This is a genomic window from Flavobacterium gillisiae (assembly GCF_900107635.1).
GTDB classification, from domain to species: domain Bacteria; phylum Bacteroidota; class Bacteroidia; order Flavobacteriales; family Flavobacteriaceae; genus Flavobacterium; species Flavobacterium gillisiae.
The window spans coordinates 131,402-156,122 of the sequence record NZ_FNRD01000007.1 but is presented as its reverse complement, the minus strand read 5'-3'; the positions used below and the strand labels follow the sequence as shown (position 1 = coordinate 156,122).

14 protein-coding genes are annotated in these 24,721 nt (G+C 33.8%); 2 read left to right on the top strand and 12 right to left on the bottom strand.

All coding sequences use genetic code 11. The features are described 5' to 3' along the window. Window positions 1-200: 200 nt before the first annotated feature. Complete coding sequence (locus tag BLV35_RS11135; RefSeq protein WP_245712051.1) at window positions 201-1,301, top strand: PAS domain-containing sensor histidine kinase; 1,101 nt, start codon at window positions 201-203, stop codon at window positions 1,299-1,301. 93 nt (window positions 1,302-1,394) lie between these two features. Next, complete coding sequence (locus tag BLV35_RS11130) at window positions 1,395-2,492, top strand: AI-2E family transporter (RefSeq protein WP_091089705.1); 1,098 nt, start codon at window positions 1,395-1,397, stop codon at window positions 2,490-2,492. 136 nt (window positions 2,493-2,628) lie between these two features. Here the strand turns inward: BLV35_RS11130 and BLV35_RS11125 are convergent, their stop codons facing one another. The 12 genes from BLV35_RS11125 to pta form a co-directional block, all read right to left on the bottom strand. After that, window positions 2,629-4,008 (bottom strand): M28 family peptidase, encoded by a 1,380-nt coding sequence (locus BLV35_RS11125; RefSeq protein ID WP_091089701.1) that lies wholly within the window; start codon window positions 4,006-4,008, stop codon window positions 2,629-2,631. Between the two features lie 18 nt (window positions 4,009-4,026). Then, window positions 4,027-5,802, bottom strand: a complete 1,776-nt coding sequence (locus BLV35_RS11120; protein WP_091089698.1) for a family 43 glycosylhydrolase — start codon at window positions 5,800-5,802, stop codon at window positions 4,027-4,029. A gap of 163 nt (window positions 5,803-5,965) precedes the next feature. Further along, window positions 5,966-8,065: a glycoside hydrolase family 97 protein gene (locus BLV35_RS11115; protein ID WP_091089694.1), complete on the bottom strand. Its 2,100-nt coding sequence runs from the start codon at window positions 8,063-8,065 to the stop codon at window positions 5,966-5,968. Between the two features lie 150 nt (window positions 8,066-8,215). Then, window positions 8,216-10,513, bottom strand: a complete 2,298-nt coding sequence (gene bglX / locus BLV35_RS11110) for a beta-glucosidase BglX (RefSeq protein ID WP_091090079.1) — start codon at window positions 10,511-10,513, stop codon at window positions 8,216-8,218. Next, entirely contained in the window at window positions 10,506-11,216 is a 711-nt protein-coding gene (locus BLV35_RS11105; protein WP_091090075.1) for a carboxylesterase family protein, read from the bottom strand. The genes bglX and BLV35_RS11105 overlap by 8 nt, the downstream gene beginning before the upstream one ends. A 34-nt stretch (window positions 11,217-11,250) precedes the next feature. Then, window positions 11,251-12,633, bottom strand: coding sequence for a glucoamylase family protein (locus BLV35_RS11100; protein WP_091089691.1), 1,383 nt, complete (start codon window positions 12,631-12,633; stop codon window positions 11,251-11,253). Between the two features lie 176 nt (window positions 12,634-12,809). Further along, the gene (locus BLV35_RS11095; protein ID WP_091089687.1) at window positions 12,810-13,628 is read right to left on the bottom strand and encodes a LamG domain-containing protein; all 819 of its coding nucleotides are present in this window, start codon (window positions 13,626-13,628) and stop codon (window positions 12,810-12,812) included. 26 nt (window positions 13,629-13,654) lie between these two features. After that, the gene (locus BLV35_RS11090) at window positions 13,655-15,115 is read right to left on the bottom strand and encodes a RagB/SusD family nutrient uptake outer membrane protein (RefSeq protein ID WP_091089684.1); all 1,461 of its coding nucleotides are present in this window, start codon (window positions 15,113-15,115) and stop codon (window positions 13,655-13,657) included. A gap of 20 nt (window positions 15,116-15,135) precedes the next feature. Further along, window positions 15,136-18,126 carry a SusC/RagA family TonB-linked outer membrane protein gene (locus BLV35_RS11085; protein WP_091089680.1) on the bottom strand — a complete coding sequence of 997 codons (2,991 nt, stop codon included), beginning with the start codon at window positions 18,124-18,126 and terminating at the stop codon, window positions 15,136-15,138. A 242-nt stretch (window positions 18,127-18,368) separates the two neighbouring features. Then, window positions 18,369-21,116 carry a helix-turn-helix and ligand-binding sensor domain-containing protein gene (locus BLV35_RS11080; RefSeq protein WP_091089676.1) on the bottom strand — a complete coding sequence of 916 codons (2,748 nt, stop codon included), beginning with the start codon at window positions 21,114-21,116 and terminating at the stop codon, window positions 18,369-18,371. Window positions 21,117-21,230: 114 nt separating this feature from the next. Continuing rightward, a complete protein-coding gene (locus BLV35_RS11075; protein ID WP_091089669.1) occupies window positions 21,231-22,415 on the bottom strand; it encodes an acetate/propionate family kinase in 1,185 nt (394 codons plus the stop codon). 106 nt (window positions 22,416-22,521) lie between these two features. Next, window positions 22,522-24,615, bottom strand: coding sequence for a phosphate acetyltransferase (gene pta / locus BLV35_RS11070; protein ID WP_091089665.1), 2,094 nt, complete (start codon window positions 24,613-24,615; stop codon window positions 22,522-22,524). Between the last annotated feature and the right edge of the window lie 106 nt (window positions 24,616-24,721).

The window sequence follows — 24,721 nt, the reverse complement described above, 5'->3', positions numbered from 1 at the left end:
AATAGTAAAAAAGGAGATCGTCTTTGACAGACAATCTCCTTTTTCTATTTTAAAAATAAATGGTACAGTCATTTAAAATTCATTATCATAGTTTTAGCTCCGTCAGTATGTTATCTAATAATTTATGGTTACTTTAGTAATTCGATTCTAAAACTGGCCTTTGCTATCGACTAGGCGTTATTACTATGAGAATGGAGAAAATGAACCGAGCAAAAGAAAATATTATTACTGATCATTATGACAGTTTCGAGAACTTCGAGAAATTTTTTGATTTGTCACCCGACTTACTTTGTGTAGCAGGCTATGATGGCTATTTGAAAAAAGTAAACCCAGCAGTATCAAAATTACTTGGTTATTCGAATGAAGAATTATTGTCTAAACCAATAAATGAATTTGTTTATCATGATGATCGTAACAATACATCGACCGCTAGAAATGAGCTTAGAAATCAGATTTCTTTATTTAATTTCGAAAATCGTTACGTGACTAAAAACGGTACCGTTGTATGGCTGTTATGGACTTCCTTACCAATAGAAAGTGATAAAGTAGTATATGCTATTGCAAAAAACATCACCTATAAGAAAGAACTTGAAGAGGAACGAAATATACATTTAGCTGAACTAACAAAAATAAATCACGAATTCAAACAACTAACTTATTCAACGGCCCATGATATAAAGTCTCCTGTTAATAATATGCTTGCCGTGTTTGAACTTTTAGATCTTTCTACAATTAAAGATTCAGAAACACTTGAATTTATTTCGATTTTAAAATCTTCAACAGAAGGTTTAAGGCAAACACTAAATGAATACATCGCAATTTTAGATCAAAATAATAAAATCAATTCCCATCTCGAAGAACTGAATTTAAATACTACTTTAAATGAAATACTAATTTCCATAAATTCAATTATCAATAATTCAAATGCGATAATTAATGTGGATTTTTCAGAACTTGAAACTATTCTTTTCAACAAAGGCTATTTGAAAAGTATCTTTCTTAATTTACTTACAAATGCGATAAAATATTCTAAGACTGATTGCGTACCAATAATTTCCATTTATTCAAAAATTGTCGATGGAAACAAGCAATTAATTATTTCTGATAATGGAATTGGGTTTGATATGGACAAGGTAAAAGATAAAATTTTTGGGTTACATCAAAAATTTAATAATAATCTTGACAGCCAAGGTATTGGTCTCTATTTAGTTTACAACCATATTACTAGTCTTGGCGGTCATATAGTAGTCGAAAGTAAAAAAAATGAAGGCGCTAAATTTATTATCTCATTTAAGAATTAAAATAAAAATACGGGATTAAGTGTTAGCCTTGAATTATCAGAAGTGGAATAGTGATGCTATAGAAACTAATATTTGTTTAATTTTAAAACTCTTATGATAGAAATTCCGAAAATACCAAAACAACTCACAAAGAACGGTAAATTTTCAGTACTTGAAATACTACAATACATCGTACTGATTTGTTTTATACTTTATTACGGAAGAACACTTTTTATTCCTCTTAGTTTTGCAGTACTGATTAGTTTTATTCTTTTTCCAGTTTGTAAATGGATGGAAAGTAAAGGAATCAACAAAATGGGTGCTATTATTAGCTCTCTTTTAATCGTTATCTCATTCATTGGTATCATAGTGTATTTACTTATTCTTCAAATTAATGAGTTCTCTCATGAATGGGGTCTTTTTAGTAAAAAACTTGTGGAAGCAGTGAATCAAATCAGTGTTTTTATTACTGAACGCTTTGAAATAAGTACAGCAGAACAAGTTGCTTTTTTAAAAAATGCTATTAATAACTCAGGTACACAGGCATTTTCACTGCTTCGAAGCTCATTATATTCGCTCTCAGAATCCCTGTTTTTTCTATTAATCATCCCTGTTTTTTCAGCTCTAATTCTTTATTATCGTCGAATATTAGCAAAAGTATTGTATCAACTTTTTCCAGCTGACAAAAAGGAAACAGTTCATGAAGTTCTGATTGAAACCATACGTGCCTATTATAACTTTATAAAAGGAATGTTAGTAGTCTATATAATCGTTGGACTTTTAAATAGTATTGGTCTTCTAATTGTTGGCGTGCCGCATCCTTTTATGTTTGGTTTTATCGCTTCCATACTTACCTTTATTCCTTATATAGGAATCATGATATCTTCTCTTTTACCAATTGCTGTTTCCTGGATAACATTCAATTCAATTTGGTATCCAGTAGGTGTTATTGTGGTTTTTTCAATTGTCCAAGCTTTGGAAGCATATGTAATATTTCCCTTAGCAGTTGGGCGCAGATTAAAAATTAATACACTGGTTATTATCTTAATGATTACTGCTGGAGGAATTTTATGGGGCGCTGCTGGAATGATTCTATTCATTCCATTCGCAAGTATCGCGAAACTAATTGCTGATCGTACAGAAAGTTTAAAGACTTTATCTCTATTATTAGGGGAAAACGGAGACGAAGACGAAACTAAAACGGAGCCTTAATTCTATCCCCTTTCCTGTAGATCTATTTAAACTACTTTAGGTTTAGCGAATCTTTCTACAAAATTTACAACTTCATTAAAATAATAAAGCCACAAGAATTACTCTTGTGGCTTTTGGTATCAATAAAAGAAAATAATTATTTCAAAATTCCATTTTGGTCAATTAAGTACATCAATGAAGCCATTGTCGCAGCTCCCAGTTCTAGCTCCCTTTTATCAACAGCATCAAATTTATCGTTTGCGGCATGGTGATAGTCAAAATAGCGTTGTGAATCTGGTTTTAAACCCGCTTTTACAATATTTTTAGAGGTCAATGGTCCAATATCAGAACCACTATGCCCTTCTACAAAACTGTGTATTAAATACGGTTCAAATAATTTTGAAAAACTGCTTATTTTTTGAAAATTAGCTTCGTTGCATTCTAATGAAAATCCTCTTGGACTAAATCCACCCGAATCACTCTCTAAAGCAAATATGTGGTTTTCTTTATTGGCTTGAGCCAATTCCTCATATTTATTACCGCCTCTTAATCCATTCTCTTCATTCATAAAAAGAACAACTCTAATTGAGTTTTTGGGTTTATAGCCTATGTTTTTAAAAATATTCACCACTTCCATACTTTGCACCACTCCTGCCCCATCGTCATGAGAACCATCAGCAAGATCCCATGAATCTAAATGTCCGCCTACAACCATAATGTTCTCTGGATTTTCAGATCCTTTTAATTCCCCAACCACATTATACGATAACACATCGTCAAATTGCTGACAAGATTGCTTGAAATAAAAAGTCAATTTAGGATTATTTTTTAAACTCTTCCTCAATAACTCGGCACCATTAGTACTAATAGCTGCTGTAGGAATGTATTGTGATTTAGGAAGGTCACCATAGCTTTGTGCTCCTGTATGAGGAAAATCATCCAATCTTAGGTTCATCGAACGTACAATCGTTCCAACAGCTCCAAGTTCTGCAGCTTTTTGAGCACCAGCATATCGTTGATCAACTGCACCTGAGTAAGCATGAAACGATTCTATTTGTTCGTTCTCCATCGGGCGGTTATAAAAAACAATTTTGCCTTTAATTTTATCTTTCCCTAAAGCAGTAAGTTCTTCAAAACTTTTTACTTCAACTACTTCAGCTGTCAAACCATTTTTGGCTGTAGCAATTGATCCACCTAAAGCACAAATAGGAACTGAAACTTTATTTTTTTTATCAAGAATATAGGCGGTTTCTTTTTCGCCACGCACCCATTTTGGCACCATTACTTCTTGGAGGAATACGCGATCAAAACCTAACTTTTCCATCTCAGCTTTTGTGTATACAACTGCTTTTTCCGCTCCGACGGATCCCGATAAACGAGAACCGATTTTATTTGACAAATCATCCAGCCAAGCATAACATTTAGAATTTGTTAGCGATGATTTATAGATTTCCTTGATTGTTTGTTCTTCCTTAGTTTGGGCAAAAAGTGCAAATCCATTAAAAAGGACTAGCGCTAAAACGGTTGTTTTTTTCATTGTTTATTGAGGTTAGTTTTATTCTGATTTTTTAATTTCTGTACGCGGTCCTATTCCGTTATTATTAAAGGCTTCAATCTGAAAATAATAAGCATCTGATCGATCTAAACCATTAAAATAATATTCATTTTTTCCGTAAACCATTATAGAACCATACATTTTGTCAGGAGATTTACCAAAATAAATAACATATCCATCAGCTAAAGGCTCTTGTTCCCATTTAAACCAAACATTACGTCTTTCTCCTTTTTTTCTTGGTTCTGCACGTAAAGGAACAAAATTATTGACACTATTTGGAGTTTTCCCACCTCCTTTTCCAAAAATTCTGAAACCAGAAAGCGCAAATTTACCTGTTGGCATTCCTCTATTTTCAATTTTCACGTAACGTGCTGACACGGCTTTTTCAAGCTCAATATAGTCATGTGGAACATCTTTGCTATTATGGCTCTTATCCACTAGAATCTTCCAATCTATATTATTATCCGAATAATAGATAACGTATTGATGGCCTGTCGTGCTTTCTGGTTTTCCCATTAAAGTAACATCTTGATCAGCATAATTAATTTGGATAGCCTGAATCGTACTCTGTTCTCCTAAATCAGTAGAAAGCCACTCTCCTTTTGTTCTTGATTTTGCTGACCAATAGGTTTTTAAATCTTCATTTACGGCATAATTAGCCTGATATCCTCCCAAGGTTGAAGAAACCTGAACTGGTTTATTATAATTCAGTAACATCCATCCCGCAAAATTTTGATCGAGGTGCTCTCGATTTTGCGAAGGCAAAAAGGTAGGATAATCTCCATAAGCAGTATTCGAATATAAAATTCCGTCTTTGTCAAAACCAGCTGGCCAAATCCCTAACCGGCGTTCAAAATTATTTTTAGTACCAATAACTATTGTAGAAACATGCCAATACGCATCATTAACATCTTGATAAGTGGCTCCATGACCTGCACCTCTTGCAAATCCACCAGGCTTGTACGAAAAAGGATTGTGAGACTGGTATTCAAACGGCCCTAGCGGTTTATCACTGACATAAACGCCATCGCCGTAACCACTAAACTCTGTTCCTGGACCGCCATATTGCAAATAATATTTATTATTGTGCTTGGTCATAAATGCTCCTTCCATAAAGGGCTGCATAAATGTATTGTCATTGTTTTCACCAAAGCGTTCCCAACCATGTTCATCATCATTTAGCGCAATTAAAGGAATTACTTCCCCCTCTGGCTGAAAGGTTTTTCTATTTAATTTCACACCATACAATGGGTACAAATTACTCGAGCCATAATATTCGTAAAGCTCGTCTTTTTCTTTATCCCAAAATATTGATGGATCCCAAGCTGCTGCTTCTGATTTATGAACTAATTCTTTCCAGTCATCTTTAGAAGGATTTGTGCTCATCCAAATTGGGAATTCCTTGCCATGTGTTGAGCCTACAACCAAAAGCGTATCATTAACAAAAGACAATGAAGGAGCACACAGCTCATCATAAACCTGATGCTCCGGTCTTAAAAATTTTCTCGATATAAATTTCCAGTCCAGCATATCTTTGCTGTGCCAATATCCCCATTGGTTAGTCGAGAAAAGGTAGTATTCTCCTTTAAAATAAGTAATTACTGGGTCTGCCGTCGTACGATGTTTCCCTTGGGTTACAAAGTTAGGTATAGGACAATAACCATAGTCAATATTGATAGGGTTACAATACGTTTTTTGTTGAGCTTCTGCTTTCGCAAAAAAGAAAAAGAAGCTTACAATTATTATTTTCAAAATGGTGTTTATCTTTTTTCTCATAATTAAATTGCTTGTGTAAATTTGAATTTCCGACCAAAAATCGTTACAAAAGTTCAAAAAAAACCCTGCAAGAAGTACATTACTTGCAGGATTATATTAGTTAGCATCGCTTTCTAAATGAATTTACAAACTGGTTTCAATTTGTTTTAAAAGCATTATTATACTACTTAACTGGTTCAAAACTTATTGCTGTTCCTCCTCCTGGTGCCAAATTCAAACTAATTTTTGATTTGTTTGTTACTATTATAGTTTTGATTTTATAAGCGATAGGATTTTTTTGCCAATCGGCATTTTTAGCGTCTTCGTAGATTATTGCTTTGTATTTTTGTCCTTTAGACAAGAAGTCCAATTTAATTTCAGATTTTCTGGCATTTTCATCAGTAATAGTTCCTAAGAACCAAGATTCTCCACCTTTAGTTTTTCTTGCTACGGTTAGATAATCGCCTGGCTCTGCTTCAAGGTATACGCTTTCATCCCAGTCTACAGCCACATCTTTGATAAATTGAAAAGCATCCATGTATTTTTCATAATTTTCCGGTAAATCAGCTGCCATTTGTAATGGAGAGTACATCGTAACGTACAAAGCTAATTGTTTGGCTAAGGTTGTATGAACTTGCGCCGTTTTGCTTTTATCATAATAGCTCATTTTGATCTCAAAGATTCCTGGTGTGTAATCCATTGGACCTCCCAGTTGTCTTGTAAAAGGTAAAATAATTTCGTGCATCGGAGGATTACCTTTACTCCAAGCGTTGAATTCATTTCCACGAGCAGCTTCTGCAGCAATGTAATTAGGATATGTTCTTCCGTACCCTGTTGGTCTTGAAGATTCGTGAGAATTCAACATCAATTTATTATCAGCCATTCGTCTAGCAACAAAGTTAAAATGGTTCACCATAGTTTGTCCGTCATGAAACTCGCCACGTGGAATTATTTTACCCACATAACCCGTTTTTACAGCTGGATAATCATACTTTTTCATTACCTCCATTGCTCGATCTAAATGTCTTTCATAATTAGCAACAGAACCTGAAGTTTCATGATGCATGATCATTTTGACGTTTTTTGATTTGGCGTAAGCCGAAATAGCTGCGATATCAAAATCAGGATAAGGAGTTGTGAAGTCAAATACTTCTTCTTTCCAGTTTCCGAACCAGTCTTCCCAACCTACGTTCCAACCTTCAACTAAGACTCCGTCAAAACCGTTTTTGGCAGCAAAATCAATGTATCTCTTCGTGTTTTCGGTAGTCGCTCCATGTTTTCCTGAAGGTAGTAACTCTTGTGTTAATGAATTTTGTGCGTTTTGCGAACCTGCAAAATCCCAAGTTGATTTTCCAACGTGCATTTCCCACCAGATTCCAACATATTTCATTGGTTTAATCCATGAAGTATCTTCAATTTTAGAAGGCTCGTTTAGGTTCAGAATCATTTTAGAACTTACAATATCCCTAGCGTCATCACTAATCATAATTGTTCTCCAAGGTGATACACAAGGAGTTTGTAAATAGGCTTTATCGCCAATTGCATTGGGAACTAACTGTGCATTTAATTTATAGTTTTTTACATCAACATTTAAATGCATTACTGGGTAATTTACCACAGCTGCTTCAAAAATATTAACATATAATCCTGCAGCAGATTTCATCATTAATGGTGATTGAACAATGTATTTACCTGGAATAGATTTCACTCCAATCCCATTATTCATGTCTATTTTAGAATTGTCTATTTCTGACAGCTTTGTCTCATTATACTCATATTCATTACTGTCAAAATCACCAGGAATCCAGAATGTTTTATAATTATCAGTTAAGTTAAACTGCGTTACTTCATCAGAAATAATAAAGTAATTAAGTTCTGATTGTTTTGGAAAATCATATCTAAAAGCAACACCTTCATCAAAAATTCTAAAAATGATGTTCATTTTTACGTTTGTTTCATTTTGAATAAGTGAAACCTTTAATTCGTTATAATGATTAACAATAGAAGATTGCTCTCCTAAGACTGGTTTCCACGATTCATTAAATATGCTGTTTTTTGAACCTTGAATACTGAAATTTGCATCAAGAGCGGGTTTCTCTTTCAGTTTAATCCCCATTGTACTTTCTTGAACAACGGTTTTGTTTTTATAAGTTACTGTATACGTTGGCTGGCCGTTTGCTGTAAGTTTAAAGTCTAAAATAATATTTTTTGAAGGAGAGGCTACACTTTGCGCTTGAAGCATGCTCAAGGCAAAAAACAGTATAGCTGATAAAAAATGTTTCATATTTTTATTGTTTTTTGTTTTTAGTACAGCTAAAATACTAAAACCATATTTAATATCCTTTTAAGCCTTCCCGTAATTAGGTGTTACATTTAAAAAACCCTTCGATAGGAACTCTACCGAAAGGCAAACCAAGTTAAAATAAAAACCAAACTATTTATTCAACTCAAAACCAACTTTATTATCTGTATTAGAACTTCCGCCTATGTAAACTTCAAATTGTCCATCCTCAGCGACAAATTCCAAATCAGAATTATAAAACTTCAATTCTTCAATAGAAATCTCAAAAGTCACTGTCTTTTTCTCTCCTTTTTTTAGCGCAATTTTCTGAAATCCTTTTAACTCTTTTAAAGGTCTAGTTATAGATCCTACTACGTCTCTTAGATACAGTTGAACGACTTCTTTTCCGTCAAAATTTCCAGTATTTGTAATATCAACACTAACATTTATTTTTTCATTAGAATTCATCTTCTCAGAAGAAGTTTTCAAATTTGAATACTCAAATGTGGTGTAACTCAATCCAAAACCAAAAGGATATAAAGGTTCATTTCTCTCATCTATATAGTTAGACTTGAATTTTTCAAAGTTTCCTTCTTTATTACCTAATGGTCTTCCTGTATTTTTATGGCTATAATAAATAGGTACTTGTCCTACACTTCGAGGAAAAGTAGTCGTCAATTTTCCGGAAGGGTTTTCAATACCAAATAAAACATCCGCTATTGCACTACCTGCTTCGCTACCTGCAAACCAAGTATTCAAAATTGCGGGTACCGTTTCATTTTCTTGTACTAAAACTAAAGGACGCCCAGTAAATAAAACCAATACAACCGGTTTTCCCGTTTTTAATAATGCTTGCAATAAATCTTTTTGTGCTTGCGGTATTTCCAGATTAGTTCTGCTGCTGCTTTCCCCACTCATCTCTGCAGATTCACCAAGTGCTGCTACAATTACATCTGATTGATTCGCAATTTTTAAGGCTTCAGCTAATAAGTCCGCAGAAGTCCTAGCATCACGATGCAATGTTTTCCCGAACATAGTCGCTTTTTCTTCAAAAGCAGCATCATAATCTAGATTACTACCTTTGGCGTAAAGCACATTTGCAGTTGCCGCAACTTCTTTAATTCCTGCAATAAGCGAAATGGATTTATCCATGTTTGTAGCTACACTCCAAGTTCCCGCCATATTTTCTTTAGCATCAGCCAATGGTCCGATAACTGCAATTGTTCCTGATTTTTTTAAAGGCAATAATTGCTTTTCGTTTTTAAGTAACACTAAAGATTGTGATGCGATTTCTCTCGCTTCTAATCTATTTGACGTTGTAAAAACTTCATTTTTGGCTCTTTTTACATCACAATATTTATAAGGATCTTGGAATAAACCTAAGTCATATTTAGCGTTTAAAATAAGTTTAACAGCATTATCTATCTGTGTCATACTTACTTTATTTTCTTCTAAAGATTTTTTCAAAGTCGTTAGATAGCCTTCACCTACCATATCCATTTCGATTCCGGCGTTTAATGCTAAAGCAGATACCGCCTGTAGATCTCCCATTCCATGTGCTATCATTTCAGGAATTCCTGTATAATCTGTTACCACAAAACCTTTAAAACCCCATTGGTTTCTTAATACCTCTGTCATTAACCATTTATTTCCAGTTGCTGGAATTCCATCAACTTCATTGAAAGAAGCCATTACAGAACCTGCACCAGCATCAACAGCGGCTTTATAGGGAGGAAAATAATCATTGTACATTTTTATTCTACTCATATCCACGGTATTGTAATCGCGACCTGCTTCTGACGCACCATACAATGCAAAATGTTTTACACAGGATAAAATAGAATTGTTTTTTGAAAGATCATCTTGTTGGTAGCCGTTGACCATTGCTTTTGCAATTTGGCTCCCTAAATAAGCATCTTCACCAGATCCTTCAGAAACTCTTCCCCAACGTGGATCACGAGAAATATCAACCATTGGCGAAAATGTCCAATTGATTCCATCGGCACTAGCTTCTTGAGCTGCAATTTGTGCACTGCGCTCAATTAATTTCATATCCCAAGTACAAGATAATCCAAGCGGAATAGGAAATGTAGTTTCATAACCGTGAATTACATCCATACCAAAAAGCAATGGAATTTTCAATCGGCTTTTTTCAACGGCAATCTTCTGTACTTCTCTAATCTTCTCAGCCGACTTAATATTAAAAAGTCCGCCTACTTTCCCTTCTTCTATATTTTTGGCTACGTTAGAACTATTACCAGCCCCAGTAGTTATATCTCCCGAAGTAGGTAAGTTTAACTGTCCAATCTTTTCATCCAAGGTCATTTTTGCCATTAAATCAGCAACAAACTCGGTTTTAGGTTTGATCGTAACTGCTTTTTTTGTTGCCTTTTTTTGGCTGTAGCCAAATAGAGAAAAACAAAAAAGCACTATAATTAATTTGTTATTCATTTTGTTGTTTTTTTGTTTGTTGGAACATCCAATCGTAAATTTCTTTGTTATCATACACTCGAGTCCAGCTATCGTGACCTGCATCATCAAAAATGGTTAGTGAGATATTAGGATTGCATTTCTTTAATCGTTTATAAATGGTAATAGAATAGTCTACATTAACCACATCATCTACTAAACCGTGGAAGATCTTCGTAGGAATAGCTCCAATTTTGCAGTTTTCAATCATTGGAACACGATCTACAAATCCAGCAATAGGTACTAAAGCTGCAAACATCTCCGGATGTGCAAATGCTAAATTCCATGCTCCCCAGCCTCCCATACTTAATCCTGTCAAGTAAATTCTGTTGGGATCAACATTGTTCTCTTTTTGAATTTTTAAAATCAATTGGTACAATACTTCAGAATCCCAATATTCATTATCTGGACATTGTGGAGCCAAAACAAAAGCATCTAGTTCATTTGTCTTTAAATATTTGAAAGGACCATGCACTTTCACTAATTCAATATCAGTTCCTTTTTCACCAGAACCATGTAAAAAAATAATCAGTGGTTTCTTTTCTTTCGTATTTGCAGGACGGTGCAAAGCATAATTCAATTCGTGCTTTACTACGCTTTCCGTTTTTATTTTTCCTGTGACATCTGTTTGAGCATTGGAGCATACTGTTATTATTAAAAACAGAAAAAGAATAGTTTTTTTCATATCTAAAGTTTTTATATTTAATGTGTAGGCTTTCTTAAAATCCATATTTCCCCGAATGAAATCCAAGTTTTATTAGTCCTTGTTTAACTTCTGGAGCATTCATAAATAATTTCCATAGTAATCCTGTACGATAGTTTTCTAACATAACCACTTCCGGACCTTGATCGATAGCTAAATACCGTTGAGCTGTCCAATTATTATGTATACTATGTGCATCGTAAAAACCTGCAACACCCCAAACATCCGACTTATAATTCTCATATAGATTTCGCATAAGCGCTATTGATTCTGTCGGAGTATATACTATTGAGCTAACTGCAGCTGTTGGAGAAATAACTCCTTTATCATTACTTGGCATATGTGCATCATACCCTACACTTCCGTCGTTATTTCTAGAATAAGAAGCTGTCAATCCCCAGTAATTAGCACCATATCCTTTGTAAGCAAACGGATTTTCTACACAATGCAAATAATTAATTTTTGTTTGATTTAAATTTAAATCCCAATAATTAGCATACTGATCAGTTAACTGATTCGGATCTAAACCTAGATAGGAATAATGAGCCCAGAATAAAGGTCCACCATATTCTTGAGCACCATTATGTTTTAAAATTAGCGGTAAATCATACTTTTTATTAGAAGATACTATCGCGCCATTTCTTGCCCATCCTTCGTGGTAGGCTTTTGCATCTATAGTATGTGTAGGTGAGGCTGCTGCCAATACATAAGTAATTAAGCATTCATTATAACCTTCTAATGGAAAATTCATTTGCCAGTCATAAGTAGGCGACCAATGCCAGTATAATTTATTTTGATTATTAGTATACCATTGCCAGTCCACGCCTTTCCATAATTGATCAAATTTTTGACCAACTGCCTTCTCCTCAGCAGTTCCTTCTTTAAGGTATTCTCTAACTGTTATCATCCCTGCCACTAAAAAAGAAGTTTCCACTAGATCACCTCCATTATCCTTCGTACCAAAAGGAATTACTTTTCCTGTAGTTCCATCGATCCAATGTGGCCAAGCGCCATGAAATCGATCAGCCTTTTCTAAAAAATCAGCAATCTTACTCAGTCTTTGCACTCCTTCTTCTCTTGTGATATATCCACGAGACATTCCTGATACTAAACTCATTAAACCAAAACCGGATCCACCAGTAGTAACTATATTTTGTTCAAAAAAAGGATTGGCTGGAATATAACGCTCTCTTGCCATTCCAGAATCGGATTGCGCATAAGTCCAAAAATAGCTAAAAGTCTGTTTTTGTACCAGTTCTATAAGCTCTTCATTAGAGATTTTTTCCGTAACAGGAACTGGATTAGTAGGTACATCCTCGGATGTTGCTTGTTGTGTTTTTGATGATGAATCACAACTTACAGCCAATATAATTAGAAGTAATACTGCAATGTTTTTCATTTTTGTAATTTAAAAATTAAGCCAAATCCATCTATATCACAATATAAATATTGCAATTCTAGGTTCGTATTGGACATATATTATTTAGAAATAAACTTTATTTAAAATTATAAGCCAGTCTATTAATCCTATGAAAAAAGCTTGTTATAGCTTGAACTATAACAAGCTTATGTGCATTATTTTTTTTCAGTAAACAAAGTAGTTACCTCTGCATTGGTAAGTGGAATATTGTATAATCTAAAATTATCTATAGATCCACTCCAAGAGTTCATCCAGCCTTCTTCTGGGTTTCCAGAACCACCTAACCTAAAACCATTAATTTTGCTGGTATTAAATTTTATCGGCCCATGATTAGCCCACGTATTTGTTCCCTTTGCAACACCATCAATATAAAAAGTCATTACCGAAGAGGCTTGGTCGTACACAAAAGCTAAATGATGCCATTGATTATCAAATATTACTGCAGTACCTGGAACACCTACCCATTCGAACCAATGATCACCGGTACCTTGTTCGTCTACAAATAATTTAATAACCGCATTAGTTGCGCTTCCCTCAAATAATCCAAACATAGATGCTTTAGCCCAGTTATCACTGGTTAAAGCAAAAGCAAATTCAGTTTGAGTTGGCACTCCATGTTTAGACCAGAATGCAACAGTCATACTTGATGCCGTTACTGCAAAATCATTAGCAGAAGGATAAGCAATGAACTTTTTTGGAATTCCTCCTTTTACACCCTTACCAGAAATACCCTCTGTAGCTGTTAATGGATTATCAGTTGGAAATTTTGCTCTAATATTATCAACGGCAAATTTTAACGGATCAGTAGCTGTATCGTCAAAAGGAACATAAAATTTTAAAGGTCCTCCTACAGCATTAACATCCTGAGGATAATTTCCTAATTCAGGCCTGTCCATTTCTTGACAACTGAACAGCACCGTTGCAGCCGCAACTGCAAAAGTGATTTTTTTAATAAAATGAATATGTATTTTCATAATTACTATTTTTTTAATAATTGAAATTAATAGTTTGGGTTTTGAATTAAAACACCTTGTGCTTGATCAATAGCAGTTTGTGGAATTGGATACAAAGCATTTTTAGGTTGGTAACCTAAACCTCCTAAAACTGCTGGAGCGTCACCCCAACGAACTAAATCATAAAAACGTTCGTTTTCCATCCCAAATTCAACTCTTCTTTCTTGCTTGATAGTTGCTAAAGTTGCAACCACATTTGGAAGCACATTTGCACCGCCTCTTGCTCTTGCTCTCACTTGATTCAAATAACCAGTTGCCGAAGCATTACCTGTTTGAACAGCCGCTTCAGCAGCCATTAAAAGGACATCAGCATATCTAATTATTTTGATGTTTTCCCAAGTGTTTTGTTTTAGTCCTAACTTAGCTCTTACACTAGCCTCGGTATATGCTTTTTTATTCCAATACATTTGATCTAATGGTGGAGCAGCTGGTAAAGTTCCACTTCCATAACCACCATCATCTTGACCTGAAGTCAAAATAGTTTCCCCTTTTCTAGGATCACCAGTTTCAAAAGCACTAACTAATGCGGGAGTAGGAACATTAAAGCCCCAACCTAAATCCCAAACTCCTGAACCTCTAACTCCTTGCGAAACAAAATAGTTATTTGAAAAACTTTGTCCAGTTGAAATAACCAATTGCTGAACTTCAAAAACAGATTCTTTTGAGTTATTACCATCAATGGAGAATAATGTCTTGTATGATGGTTCTAAATTATATACTCCTGAAGTTATAATTTCTTGACTTTTTGCCAAAGAAGCTGCATAATTCCCTTGATATAAATACAGTTTTGCTAGCATAGCATTTGCAAAACCTTTTGTCGCTCTACCTGGAAAAGACAACCAGCTCGCTGGTAGCGTTTGGCTAGCAAATTCTAAATCCGCTTTGATGAATGCATCAACTTGCGCAACAGTAGATTTTGCTTTAACCGCATCAGAAGGAACTATAACTTTACTTTCAATCAAAGGCACTTCGCCATAATCTCTTCTTAAATCAAAATACAAAAACGCTCTTAGTACTTTAGCTTCTGCTTTATTAACCATTGTACCATTATCAGTCAAACCTGATTTTTCAATTGCATCAATCAAATCATTACAGGCATAAATCACTTTGTAGTGGTCATTCCAGTTGTTTCCGTTTAGAAAAGATGTTTTTGAATAATTAAAATTGTCAAACGAGTTGGCTTGTTCGGCTTGATCAGTAGGAGAACTTCCTTTGGCTGCATCGTCGGAACGAATACATTGAAACCAATATCTCGTCCAGTCTGAAACTGCCGAAGTTCGAAGTTGTCCATATAATCCAAATGCTTGAGCTTCGAATCCTCCAGCACTTAAATCTCCATCAACTGCTGTCCCTAAAGGCTTAGTGTCTAAATCCGTACATGAAGAAAAGGATATTAAAATAAGTATTGCAAATAATGAATACTTAATTCGTAATGAAATATATTTCATATCTTAAATTTTTAATTTTATTAAAATGTTGCACTAAAACCTATGCTTGTTATTACAGGTAAAGGATATCCTCCGTTATCAATACTAAACTCAATAGGAGATCCACCTGCTTCAGGAGTGAAACCCGAATTGTGTTTCCAAGTATGTAAATTTTGAGCATTTAAGAACAGTTTCATACTTTGAAAAGTAATGTTTTGTGCACTAAACGGTTTAAAGTTGTAGGCCAATTGTACATTTCTAATTCTAATATAACTACCGTCTTCTACATTATAAGTAGAATTTAATTTGTTATATCCAGAAGCTTCAGATAATCTTGGCTCCCAATTTGAAGTTCCAGCACCAGTCCATCTGTCTTCTCTCGCTTCTCTATAGTTGAATTGAGCAAAAGTACTTCCGTTACCCCAGTTTCTCCATACTTCATTTCCATACACTCCTTGCAAATCAATAGCTAATGAAAATTTAGCATAGTTTACGCTAGTGCTAAAACCATAAGTAAAGTCTGGTGTAGGATTTCCAATTACCTTTCTATCATCAGTAGTAATAGTTCCATCACCGTTAACATCTTTATATTTAAAATCACCAGGACCATAACTTCCTAAGGTACTAACAGGTGAAGATAAAACATCAGCATAAGATTGGTATATTCCCTCCACTTCATATCCGTAGAATGAACCTATAGGATTACCTGCACTTGTACGAGTTGGACCTGAAAAGATTTCATATCCAGGTTCGAAAACTGAATTAACTTTGTTGTTAAGCGTAGTTAAGTTTCCGCTAATAGAATAAGAGAATTTATCTGAAATTTTTTCATCCCAAGATGTAGAAAATTCAAAACCTTTATTTTCAATTTCACCCGCATTTGTATAAAAATTTTCGTTTCCTTGCGTAACAAAAACCAATAAATCTTTAGTGGTTTTATTGTAATAAGTAGCATCAAACCTTAAACGATCCTTAAAAGTAGTTAATTCAAAACCACCTTCATAAGACGTTACCGTTTCCCATTTTAAATTGTCTGTATTTCTATATGCCAAGACAAAAGCAGGTACTAAAGTAGAGCCAAATACTGCTGATGCACCGGTAGTATAATTGGGTAAATACGGATAATGAACCGCATTATATTGATTTCCAAGTTCTCCATAAGAACCTTTAATTTTCAAAGAGTTAATCCCGCTATTCTCCATGAATTTTTCTTTACCTAATTCCCATGCAGCACCTATAGACCAGAAGTTTTGATCTCTAGTGTCTTTAGGCAATTCCGAAGAAGAATCTCTTCTAAAAGATCCATTTACGATATATTTTCCTTTGTAATTATATAAAGCACGAAATAAAGTAGAAGTTGTTGCTCTTTCCCATTGCTCAGAATTTGACACCCTTGTAGCTTGATCTCCGTAAGGAAATACATTTAAATACCACCATCTAGAATCATTTGGTATCGGCTCTCCTCCTATATTTTGATTCACAGAACCACTGATACTTTCTAAATATTCTTGAAAAGAATTGTAACCAGCTAAAAGTGTTAAACTATGATCTCCAAATTTTTTATTATACGTTAATAAATAATCTTGTTGGAAATTTTGAACAGTTGTATTGTATTGTGACACGCTTGTCAAAGTTCTACCAGAATACGGTGTAACTTGATCGCTTTCAGCAGCAAATACATCAATTAATGGTACATAACTTCTTCCTTTTCTAATATCCATATCCCCTGAATATCCAATTCTAAAAGTAAAGTCTTTTAATAATTTTAATTCTCCATATACATTACCTACAAATCTAAATTGATTATTAATCTTTGTATCAGACTCTTCGTTAATTGGAATCAAAGGATTTCCAATTTGCGCCCCTCCAATTTGAACTGGAAGTTGATTATAAACACCATCTGCGTTGTAAGGATTAACAATAGGAGTTGCATTTAATGCCGAACCAAAGCTATTACCAACAGGTAGTTTAGATTTTATTCCATTTAATCCTATTCCAAATTTTAATTTATCCGAAACCTTAATCTCGTCATTTACATTAAAGGTGATTTTTTGTAAATTTTCATTACGAATAACACCTTCTTCTTTTAAATACCCGAAGCCTAAACTTAACTTATTATTGTCAGTAGCGCTTTGAATACTTAGGTTAGTATTTTGTACTATAGCACCTTTATTCTCTAATTGGTTAATCCAATCTGTATCACCATTAAATAAATTGTAATAAGCATAAGGAGCAGCACCATCGTTTACTCTTTGCTCATCATACAATTCTTTAAATAGTGCTGCATTAGCAACTTTTGGTTTACCTACAATACTTTTAACTCCTGTAGAAGTGTTGAAGTTGATGCTCATTTTGCCTGCTTTACCTTGCTTTGTTGAAACAAGAATAACACCATTAGCACCTCTAACTCCAAAAATCGCTAATGAAGAAGGGTCTTTTAGAATTTCTATAGACTCGATGTCATTAGAATTGATATAGCTAATATCAGTACTAAAAATTCCATCAACTACATACAACGGTTTAGTCTGGTTACGACTTACAGTACCACGTATACGAATATCTGGTTCCTGCCCTGGTCTACCAGAGTTAACCACAGATAACCCTGCAACCTTACCTTGTAAAGAGGCAACTGGATTTGCATTAGGTTTGTCAGCTACTGTTTTACCTTCTATTTTAACAATAGAACCTGTTAAATCTCTCTTTTTTGCGCTACCGTAACCGATAACAACAATTTCATCTAATTGCATACTCTTTGAAACTTGCATCGTTATTACCATAGGAGTAGTTTTAGCCCCTACGCTTAAAGTTTCAAAACCAATCATTGAAATTTTTAGTAACTCCCCGCTTTTAGCGTTGATACTAAAATTCCCGTCAAAATCAGTATCAGTATTGGTATTTGAATCAACAGCAATAATTATTGCTCCCGGTATTCCCAAACCCTCTTTATCCAATACTTTTCCTTTAATTACTTGACCAGACATATATGCCGGAAGTAGAATGAGTGCTAAAAAGCCAAATATAAAATTTCTCATGTATTAATAATTTGTTAAAGTTAGTGGTGCCAAATTAGCTAATTACAACGTTATAGTAACAATATCTGAATTACTACATAGATACATCACAGCAGCAGAGTTCTTATATAAATCAATCTTTTAAAGGCATTAAGAGTGGTAACAAGGCGTTACATTACATCACTATGATGTAGTAATGATGTATTGCAATTCTGTTAAAAATTACCCTAAAAAATATATTTTATGTAAAAATTGATTAGTTTTTATATTGATAACAAAAACTTAGAAAGATTATCATCCTGTACAAGCTGTAATTTCTTTCTTAACCTATAGCGATGTAATTCAACACCGCGGAAAGAAATATTCATCATTGGTGCAATTTCTTTTGAAGTAAGGTTCATCTTTAAATAGATACACAACTTAATATCCTTGGGAGTAAGATTTGGAAACTTCTTGGAAAGTGTAATTATAAATTCGTTGTGGATTTGATTCAAATTGGTTTCAAAAGTCTCCCACTCATGCTTATTGATCGCATTGATTTTTATAGTCTTATTTATTTCACTCTTTAGTTTGTTTAGATCAGTTTCCGAATCTAAAATTCCTTGGATACTTTCTATCATTTCACTTTGCTTAGCGATGGACAGCGATTTACCAGTTACCTCAGACGATTTAGATTGCAACTCCAGTTCTAAAATGTGTTTTTCATATTCTTGACTGTTCAATTCATTTTCCGCCTTTAATTCAATTTCTAAAATTTTCTTCTGGTGTTTCAATTCTTCTTCTCGTAGTTCGAGTTTTTGAATGTAACGCATTTTATTCCATCTGTAATACACAAATGATACGCTTGCAATTAAGACCACATACATAAGTATCATCCAAAAAGAAAAAAACCATGGCTGTGCAACATAAAAATTAAAAATTGAAACTTCATTAAAATGTACGCCATCGTGATTGTAAATCGTAAGGGTATGACTGCCACTGTCTAGATTATTTAAAATAATCAATCCTCCATTTACCGGTGAATAGTTTTCTGCCGCATTTATCTTGTAAAATAGAGTTGGTTTGTTTGATCCATATATTCCTGAAATTACATTTACTTTTAACTCTGAATTATAATTAATTTTAGAATTACCGAGAACCAAATTTTCCTCATTAAAAGCTTCAATCTTTATTTCAGGACTCACTGGCTTCGAATTCTTTAATTGAAGTGATATAAACCCGTCATCGAGATTCAATAAATAGGTATCGCCATCTTTAAAAATTTTTAAATTATCATTGATGATTTTACCCTTGTAATACTTCTCCTGGATTAAATTTCGAACAAAATTATTTCCTTTGGCATCAACCTGATATAACAACCCCTCTTGCAACACTATAAAATGGTCTTCGTCTATTTTAACAATATCAGATGTATTTTCAAAATTAGAGTTAAACAATTCATTTTTTACTAATTGATTCGAAATTGAATTATACGTATACCATTTTTTGTGAATCAAAAAAAGAATTTCATTTCTAAATTCAAATATTTTTACTCCAAAGTCATTAGCATTTTTTTTACCCTTCTGTGTAATATTCTCCACGCTCGTGGTTTCAAAAGCATCATTGTACCTTATTCTATATAAACCCCTATAATTATCCGCGGCCCATATTTCATTTTTTTTATTTTGAGCAACATACTTTATTGGCTTGAAGAGACCTTTCAGCTGAATTAGATCCGATGAATTTCTGATGTCTTTATAGACATAAATACCACTATAGGTAGCTTGCAAATAGGAATTATCCACATTACTTTTTACTAAATTCCAACCTCCATTGATATTGTTTAATTTCGAAAAAATCGCATCCTCATAAATATAAGTTCCTTCATTATGCCCTATGATATACTTATTGCCTATTTTATTGATAATCCAAGCTTGACCTTCTGAATTTGGTATTAACGACAAATTTTTACTAACATATTTAAAAACTCCATGATTTGATGCCATCAAAAAACCTTTGTCGGTTTTAACAACAGAATACACGGACCCTAAAGCACCACTATTATCATAAAAAATCGCATTAGGCGAATTAATCTCTATATGGGCGATTCCATTATCTAATCCTAACCACAAATCATTTTCTTTGTCTAACCCTATGCTTAAAATAGAATTATTCATCAACACATTATTTCGATCAATATTAATATAAGAATTCTTGTCAAAATCAAAAACAAAAATCCCTCTACTGGCTGTTCCTACAGCTAATTTGTTGTTTTTCAGGAAATGAGCAACATTAATGTTAGCCGTTTTTAAAGTTTCATTTAAAGGGTTTTTCCAAGGTGCTAAGATTCCGTTTTCTTCAACATAAACACCATTTTTCTTAGTAAAAAAGTACGTTTTATTTTGAAATTTTTCGATGTCATGAATAACGTTGTTTTCTAAAACATCCCATCCTTTCACTTTTTCAATACGTGAATTGACCATCTTATAAATACCACTACTAACGGACGCAATTAGAATTTGATTGTCAATTACATAACAATACGAAATAAGAAAAGATAATTTTATTTTTTTTACATTACGTCCATCGTATTTGTAAATCGTATTAAAAGATTGAAAATAAATTTCGTTATTAAATTTAAAAATCTTCCATATTTCTTCATTCTCCTTATCGTCAAAAACAGATTTCCCCTTAGAAATTGACACATAATTCATTTTCCCATTTTCACGAATCCAATACCCGAATTCTTTATAAGACCCTGAATAAATCTTATCTTCTTCCACAAAAATTGAACGAATTATAGTTTTATTAGGAAGCATGTTTTTTTCCCATTTCACACCATCATAACGCAGCAAATAATGATTGTTAGCAAAATACATTACATCATCACTACCTTGAGCCACATTCCAGGTTTGATTGTCACCCTGATAGTTAGCTTTGTTATAATTTTCCACAAAGGGAAGTAACTCCTGGGCATAAATAGGTAATGCTTTAAAAAAGAAAAGGATAATTATTATGATAATGTTTTTCAAGACAAAGAATTTTTAACGGAAGTATAATTAATTTCAAATATAATCACATTTATTCGATATCGGACATAAAAAAGGCCTCTCAACAGAGAAGCCTTTTCTAATATAAGTATTTTATTAATTCATAAGTAGATCGTAAACCTGATTAGCAATCTCAATTTCTTCATTCGTTGGAATCACCATAATTTTAGTTTTAGAATTTGGAGTGTTTATTTCCCTTATTTCCTTTGATCGAACCTCATTCTTGGCATCATCTAATTCCAGTCCATAATAGTTCATATCAGTACATACCAATCTTCTAATGTATGATGAATTCTCTCCTATTCCTGCCGTAAAAATAATAGCATCTAAACCATTCATTACTGCCGTGTAAGAGCCAATGAATTTCTTAATTCGGTACGCATTCATATCCAATGCTAATTGACATTCCTTATTTCCTTGTTCTGCTTGCGATTCTATATCTCTTAAATCACTAAAGCCGGTAAGTCCGAGCATTCCGCTTTCTTTTAATAGCAAATTATTCACCGCATCTAACGAATATCCTAGTGTATTGACCATATAGAACACAATTGACTGATCTATATCACCGCTTCTTGTACCCATAATAAGTCCGTTAGAAGGTGCGAAACCTAAGCTATGGTCGATACTTACACCATTTTTTATTGCGGTCATACTACATCCGTTACCTAAGTGAATTGTGATAATTTTATCGCTTTTATTTAGGTATTCTGCCGCTCTCTCTGAAACGTATTTATGACTTGTTCCGTGAAAACCATAAACTCTGATATTATTATCAGTTATAAATTTATTAGGAATGGCGTATTTATGGGCTATAACCGGAATTGTTTGATGAAACGCGGTGTCAAAAACAGCCATTTGTTTCGCTCCTTTAAATATCTCTTCTGCTACATATATTCCTTCTAAATTTGCTGGATTGTGGAGTGGTGCCAATTGAAAAAGCTGTTTTATTTTTTCTTTTACTACTGAATCAATATGTACCGGATTAGAGAAACTGGCTCCGCCATGAACTACACGATGTCCCACCACATCAATCTCTTGGGTACTTTTTATTACACCAATATTGTTATCCATCAATAATTCCGCAATCCGTTCTAATCCAACCTTATGGTTTGGAATAGGCCTCTTTTCTTCTAAAGAATCTGTATTTGTTTTATAGGTGATATTTGAAGAATCTAATCCAATCCTATCAATCATACCACTACAAATCACATTTCTTGCAGGCATTTCAATTAATTGATACTTTATTGATGAACTCCCTGAGTTTATAATTACTATTTTCATTTATATTTAAATTTCCTCTCCCCAGCCCTCTCCGAAGGAGAGGGTGACTGAGTGGAGGTTGTTTGTGTTTAATTTTTTAACTTGAAACTTAAAACCTGAAACAATTTTACAATCCTTGTGCTTGAATTGCTGTGATTACTACCGTATTAATAATATCGTCTACAGTACAGCCTCGACTTAAATCATTTACAGGTTTGTTTAACCCTTGTAACATAGGCCCAATGGCTAACGCTCCTGTTTCTCTTTGAACTGCTTTATAGGTATTATTTCCGGTATTTAAATCAGGGAAAATAAGAACACTTGCTTGTCCCGCCACCTCTGAATTCGGCATTTTACTTTGTCCTATTTCCATATCCACAGCAGCATCGTATTGTATAGGTCCTTCAATTTTTAAATCAGGACGTTTCAATCTAACTATTTCGGTCGCTTTTCTCACTTTGTCTACTTCATCCCCTTTTCCAGATGCTCCAGAAGAATAAGATAACATAGCTACTTTTGGCTCTATACCAAAGGCCAAACTAGAATCGGCTGAAGAAATAGCGATTTCTGCCAATTGTTCTGCGGTAGGATTCGGATTAATAGCACAATCCCCAAAAACAGAAACTCGATCTTCCAGACACATAAAAAATATGGAAGAAACGATACAGGTATTTGGCTTGGTTTTAATGAATTGTAAAGCCGGTAAAATCGTATGTTGCGTTGTATGTGCGGCTCCCGAAACCATTCCGTCTGCATCGCCTTTGTAAACCATCATCGTTCCAAAATAAGAACCGTCTTCCATTAAATCTTTGGCCATACCCAATGTCACATTTTTATTCTTTCGAAGCTCATAATAGGTATTTACATAATCTTCATAATTCTCAGACTCAATCGGATTGATGATTTTCACTTTCGAAAAGTCAAAAGCAATGCCTAATTCTGCGACCTTACTTTCAATTTGTTTTTTATTTCCAAGAATAGAAATATCAACGACATTCATTGTTAACAATCGCGAGGCAGCAATCAGAATTCGCTCATCATTCCCTTCGGGTAAAACGATATGCTTTCTATGCTTTTTAGCTCTTTTTACCAGGTTGTATTGAAACATTTTAGGTGTCATCCCTTCTGCTTCAAAAGAACTTAATTTTTTAGCTAGGCTGTCCAAGTCTACATACTTCTCAAAAGTATTTATTGAAGTCTCTATTTTTTGTTTGTTGTCAGCATAAATTTTAGCCTTTATATCTCCAATTCTATTGGTAATACTATAGGTACCTCCTTCAACAGAAATAATAGGAACAATACTGGTTAATCCTTCGATTAACAGCAAAATACTGTCATCTGGAACTATATTACCAGTCAAAACGATACCTGAAATAGCTGGGTAATTAGCAGATTCATTCGCTTGTAATGCACCCAAGATAATATCAGCACGGTCACCAGGAGTTATCACTAGTGCCTTATCTTTCAGGTGTAACAAGTAGTTGCGTAATTGCATGGCGCCAACACTAAAATTCCCTATTTCATTATTTAAGAATTCGCCTCCAAATAATACTTTGGCGTCCAGTTCATCGACAATTTCTTTAATTGTTGGATTATTCAAACTGGAAATTATAGGAATAGCATTTACCAAAATTTCTTTCGGTAAACTCGCTCTCAAACCATCTGTTACTAATTTAATGTTTTCAGGTTGCACTTTATTGGCAATAATTGCAAGTACTTCAACATCCTTTACTTTAAAGGAATCATAAGCCAAATATAAACTGTCTACTAACTCCTCCAATGTTTTGCCTACACCTGAACCCACAATTATTGTTGGTATCCCTAGATTTTTAGCGATAAGCACATTCATATCGAGTTCGATAACTGTCCCTTCACCGCTAAAGCTGGTTCCCTCCACTAAAACAAAATCAAATTGTTCCTCCAGTCGTTTGTATTTATCAATGATCAAATCAAGGACCTCTCCTATTTTACCTTTGTTTTTCTTTTTAATCAGCTTGCTTTTAGTAATTGCAAAAGCATCTTCAAATGCAATATCCAAACCAAAATGAGAGATTACGGTTTCGATGTGATTATCCAATTTACCATCTTCAAAATCCTCTATTATTGGTCGAAAATAGCCCACTTTAGCTGTCTTACCAATAAGCATACTCATTAGACCTAGAGTAATAATCGATTTACCACTATTATGCTCAGATGTTGCTATATATACGGCTTTGTTCATTTTGTTGATTTTTTAATTGCTTATATTTAATCGCCTTTACGATTTTTTTAAAACGTAAATCCATTGCTTTTATATTCTTTTAAAAGGATTTTTGTGTTTTACAAAC

What these genes read in the sequence shown, in the direction of transcription:
- BLV35_RS11135 (WP_245712051.1), top strand. Translation starts at nt 201, where the DNA reads ATGAACCGAGCAAAAGAAAATATTATTACTGATCATTATGACAGTTTC.
- BLV35_RS11130 (WP_091089705.1), top strand. Translation starts at nt 1,395, where the DNA reads ATGATAGAAATTCCGAAAATACCAAAACAACTCACAAAGAACGGTAAA.
- BLV35_RS11125 (WP_091089701.1), bottom strand. Translation starts at nt 4,008, where the DNA reads ATGAAAAAAACAACCGTTTTAGCGCTAGTCCTTTTTAATGGATTTGCA.
- BLV35_RS11120 (WP_091089698.1), bottom strand. Translation starts at nt 5,802, where the DNA reads ATGAGAAAAAAGATAAACACCATTTTGAAAATAATAATTGTAAGCTTC.
- BLV35_RS11115 (WP_091089694.1), bottom strand. Translation starts at nt 8,065, where the DNA reads ATGAAACATTTTTTATCAGCTATACTGTTTTTTGCCTTGAGCATGCTT.
- bglX (WP_091090079.1), bottom strand. Translation starts at nt 10,513, where the DNA reads ATGAATAACAAATTAATTATAGTGCTTTTTTGTTTTTCTCTATTTGGC.
- BLV35_RS11105 (WP_091090075.1), bottom strand. Translation starts at nt 11,216, where the DNA reads ATGAAAAAAACTATTCTTTTTCTGTTTTTAATAATAACAGTATGCTCC.
- BLV35_RS11100 (WP_091089691.1), bottom strand. Translation starts at nt 12,633, where the DNA reads ATGAAAAACATTGCAGTATTACTTCTAATTATATTGGCTGTAAGTTGT.
- BLV35_RS11095 (WP_091089687.1), bottom strand. Translation starts at nt 13,628, where the DNA reads ATGAAAATACATATTCATTTTATTAAAAAAATCACTTTTGCAGTTGCG.
- BLV35_RS11090 (WP_091089684.1), bottom strand. Translation starts at nt 15,115, where the DNA reads ATGAAATATATTTCATTACGAATTAAGTATTCATTATTTGCAATACTT.
- BLV35_RS11085 (WP_091089680.1), bottom strand. Translation starts at nt 18,126, where the DNA reads ATGAGAAATTTTATATTTGGCTTTTTAGCACTCATTCTACTTCCGGCA.
- BLV35_RS11075 (WP_091089669.1), bottom strand. Translation starts at nt 22,415, where the DNA reads ATGAAAATAGTAATTATAAACTCAGGGAGTTCATCAATAAAGTATCAA.
- pta (WP_091089665.1), bottom strand. Translation starts at nt 24,615, where the DNA reads ATGAACAAAGCCGTATATATAGCAACATCTGAGCATAATAGTGGTAAA.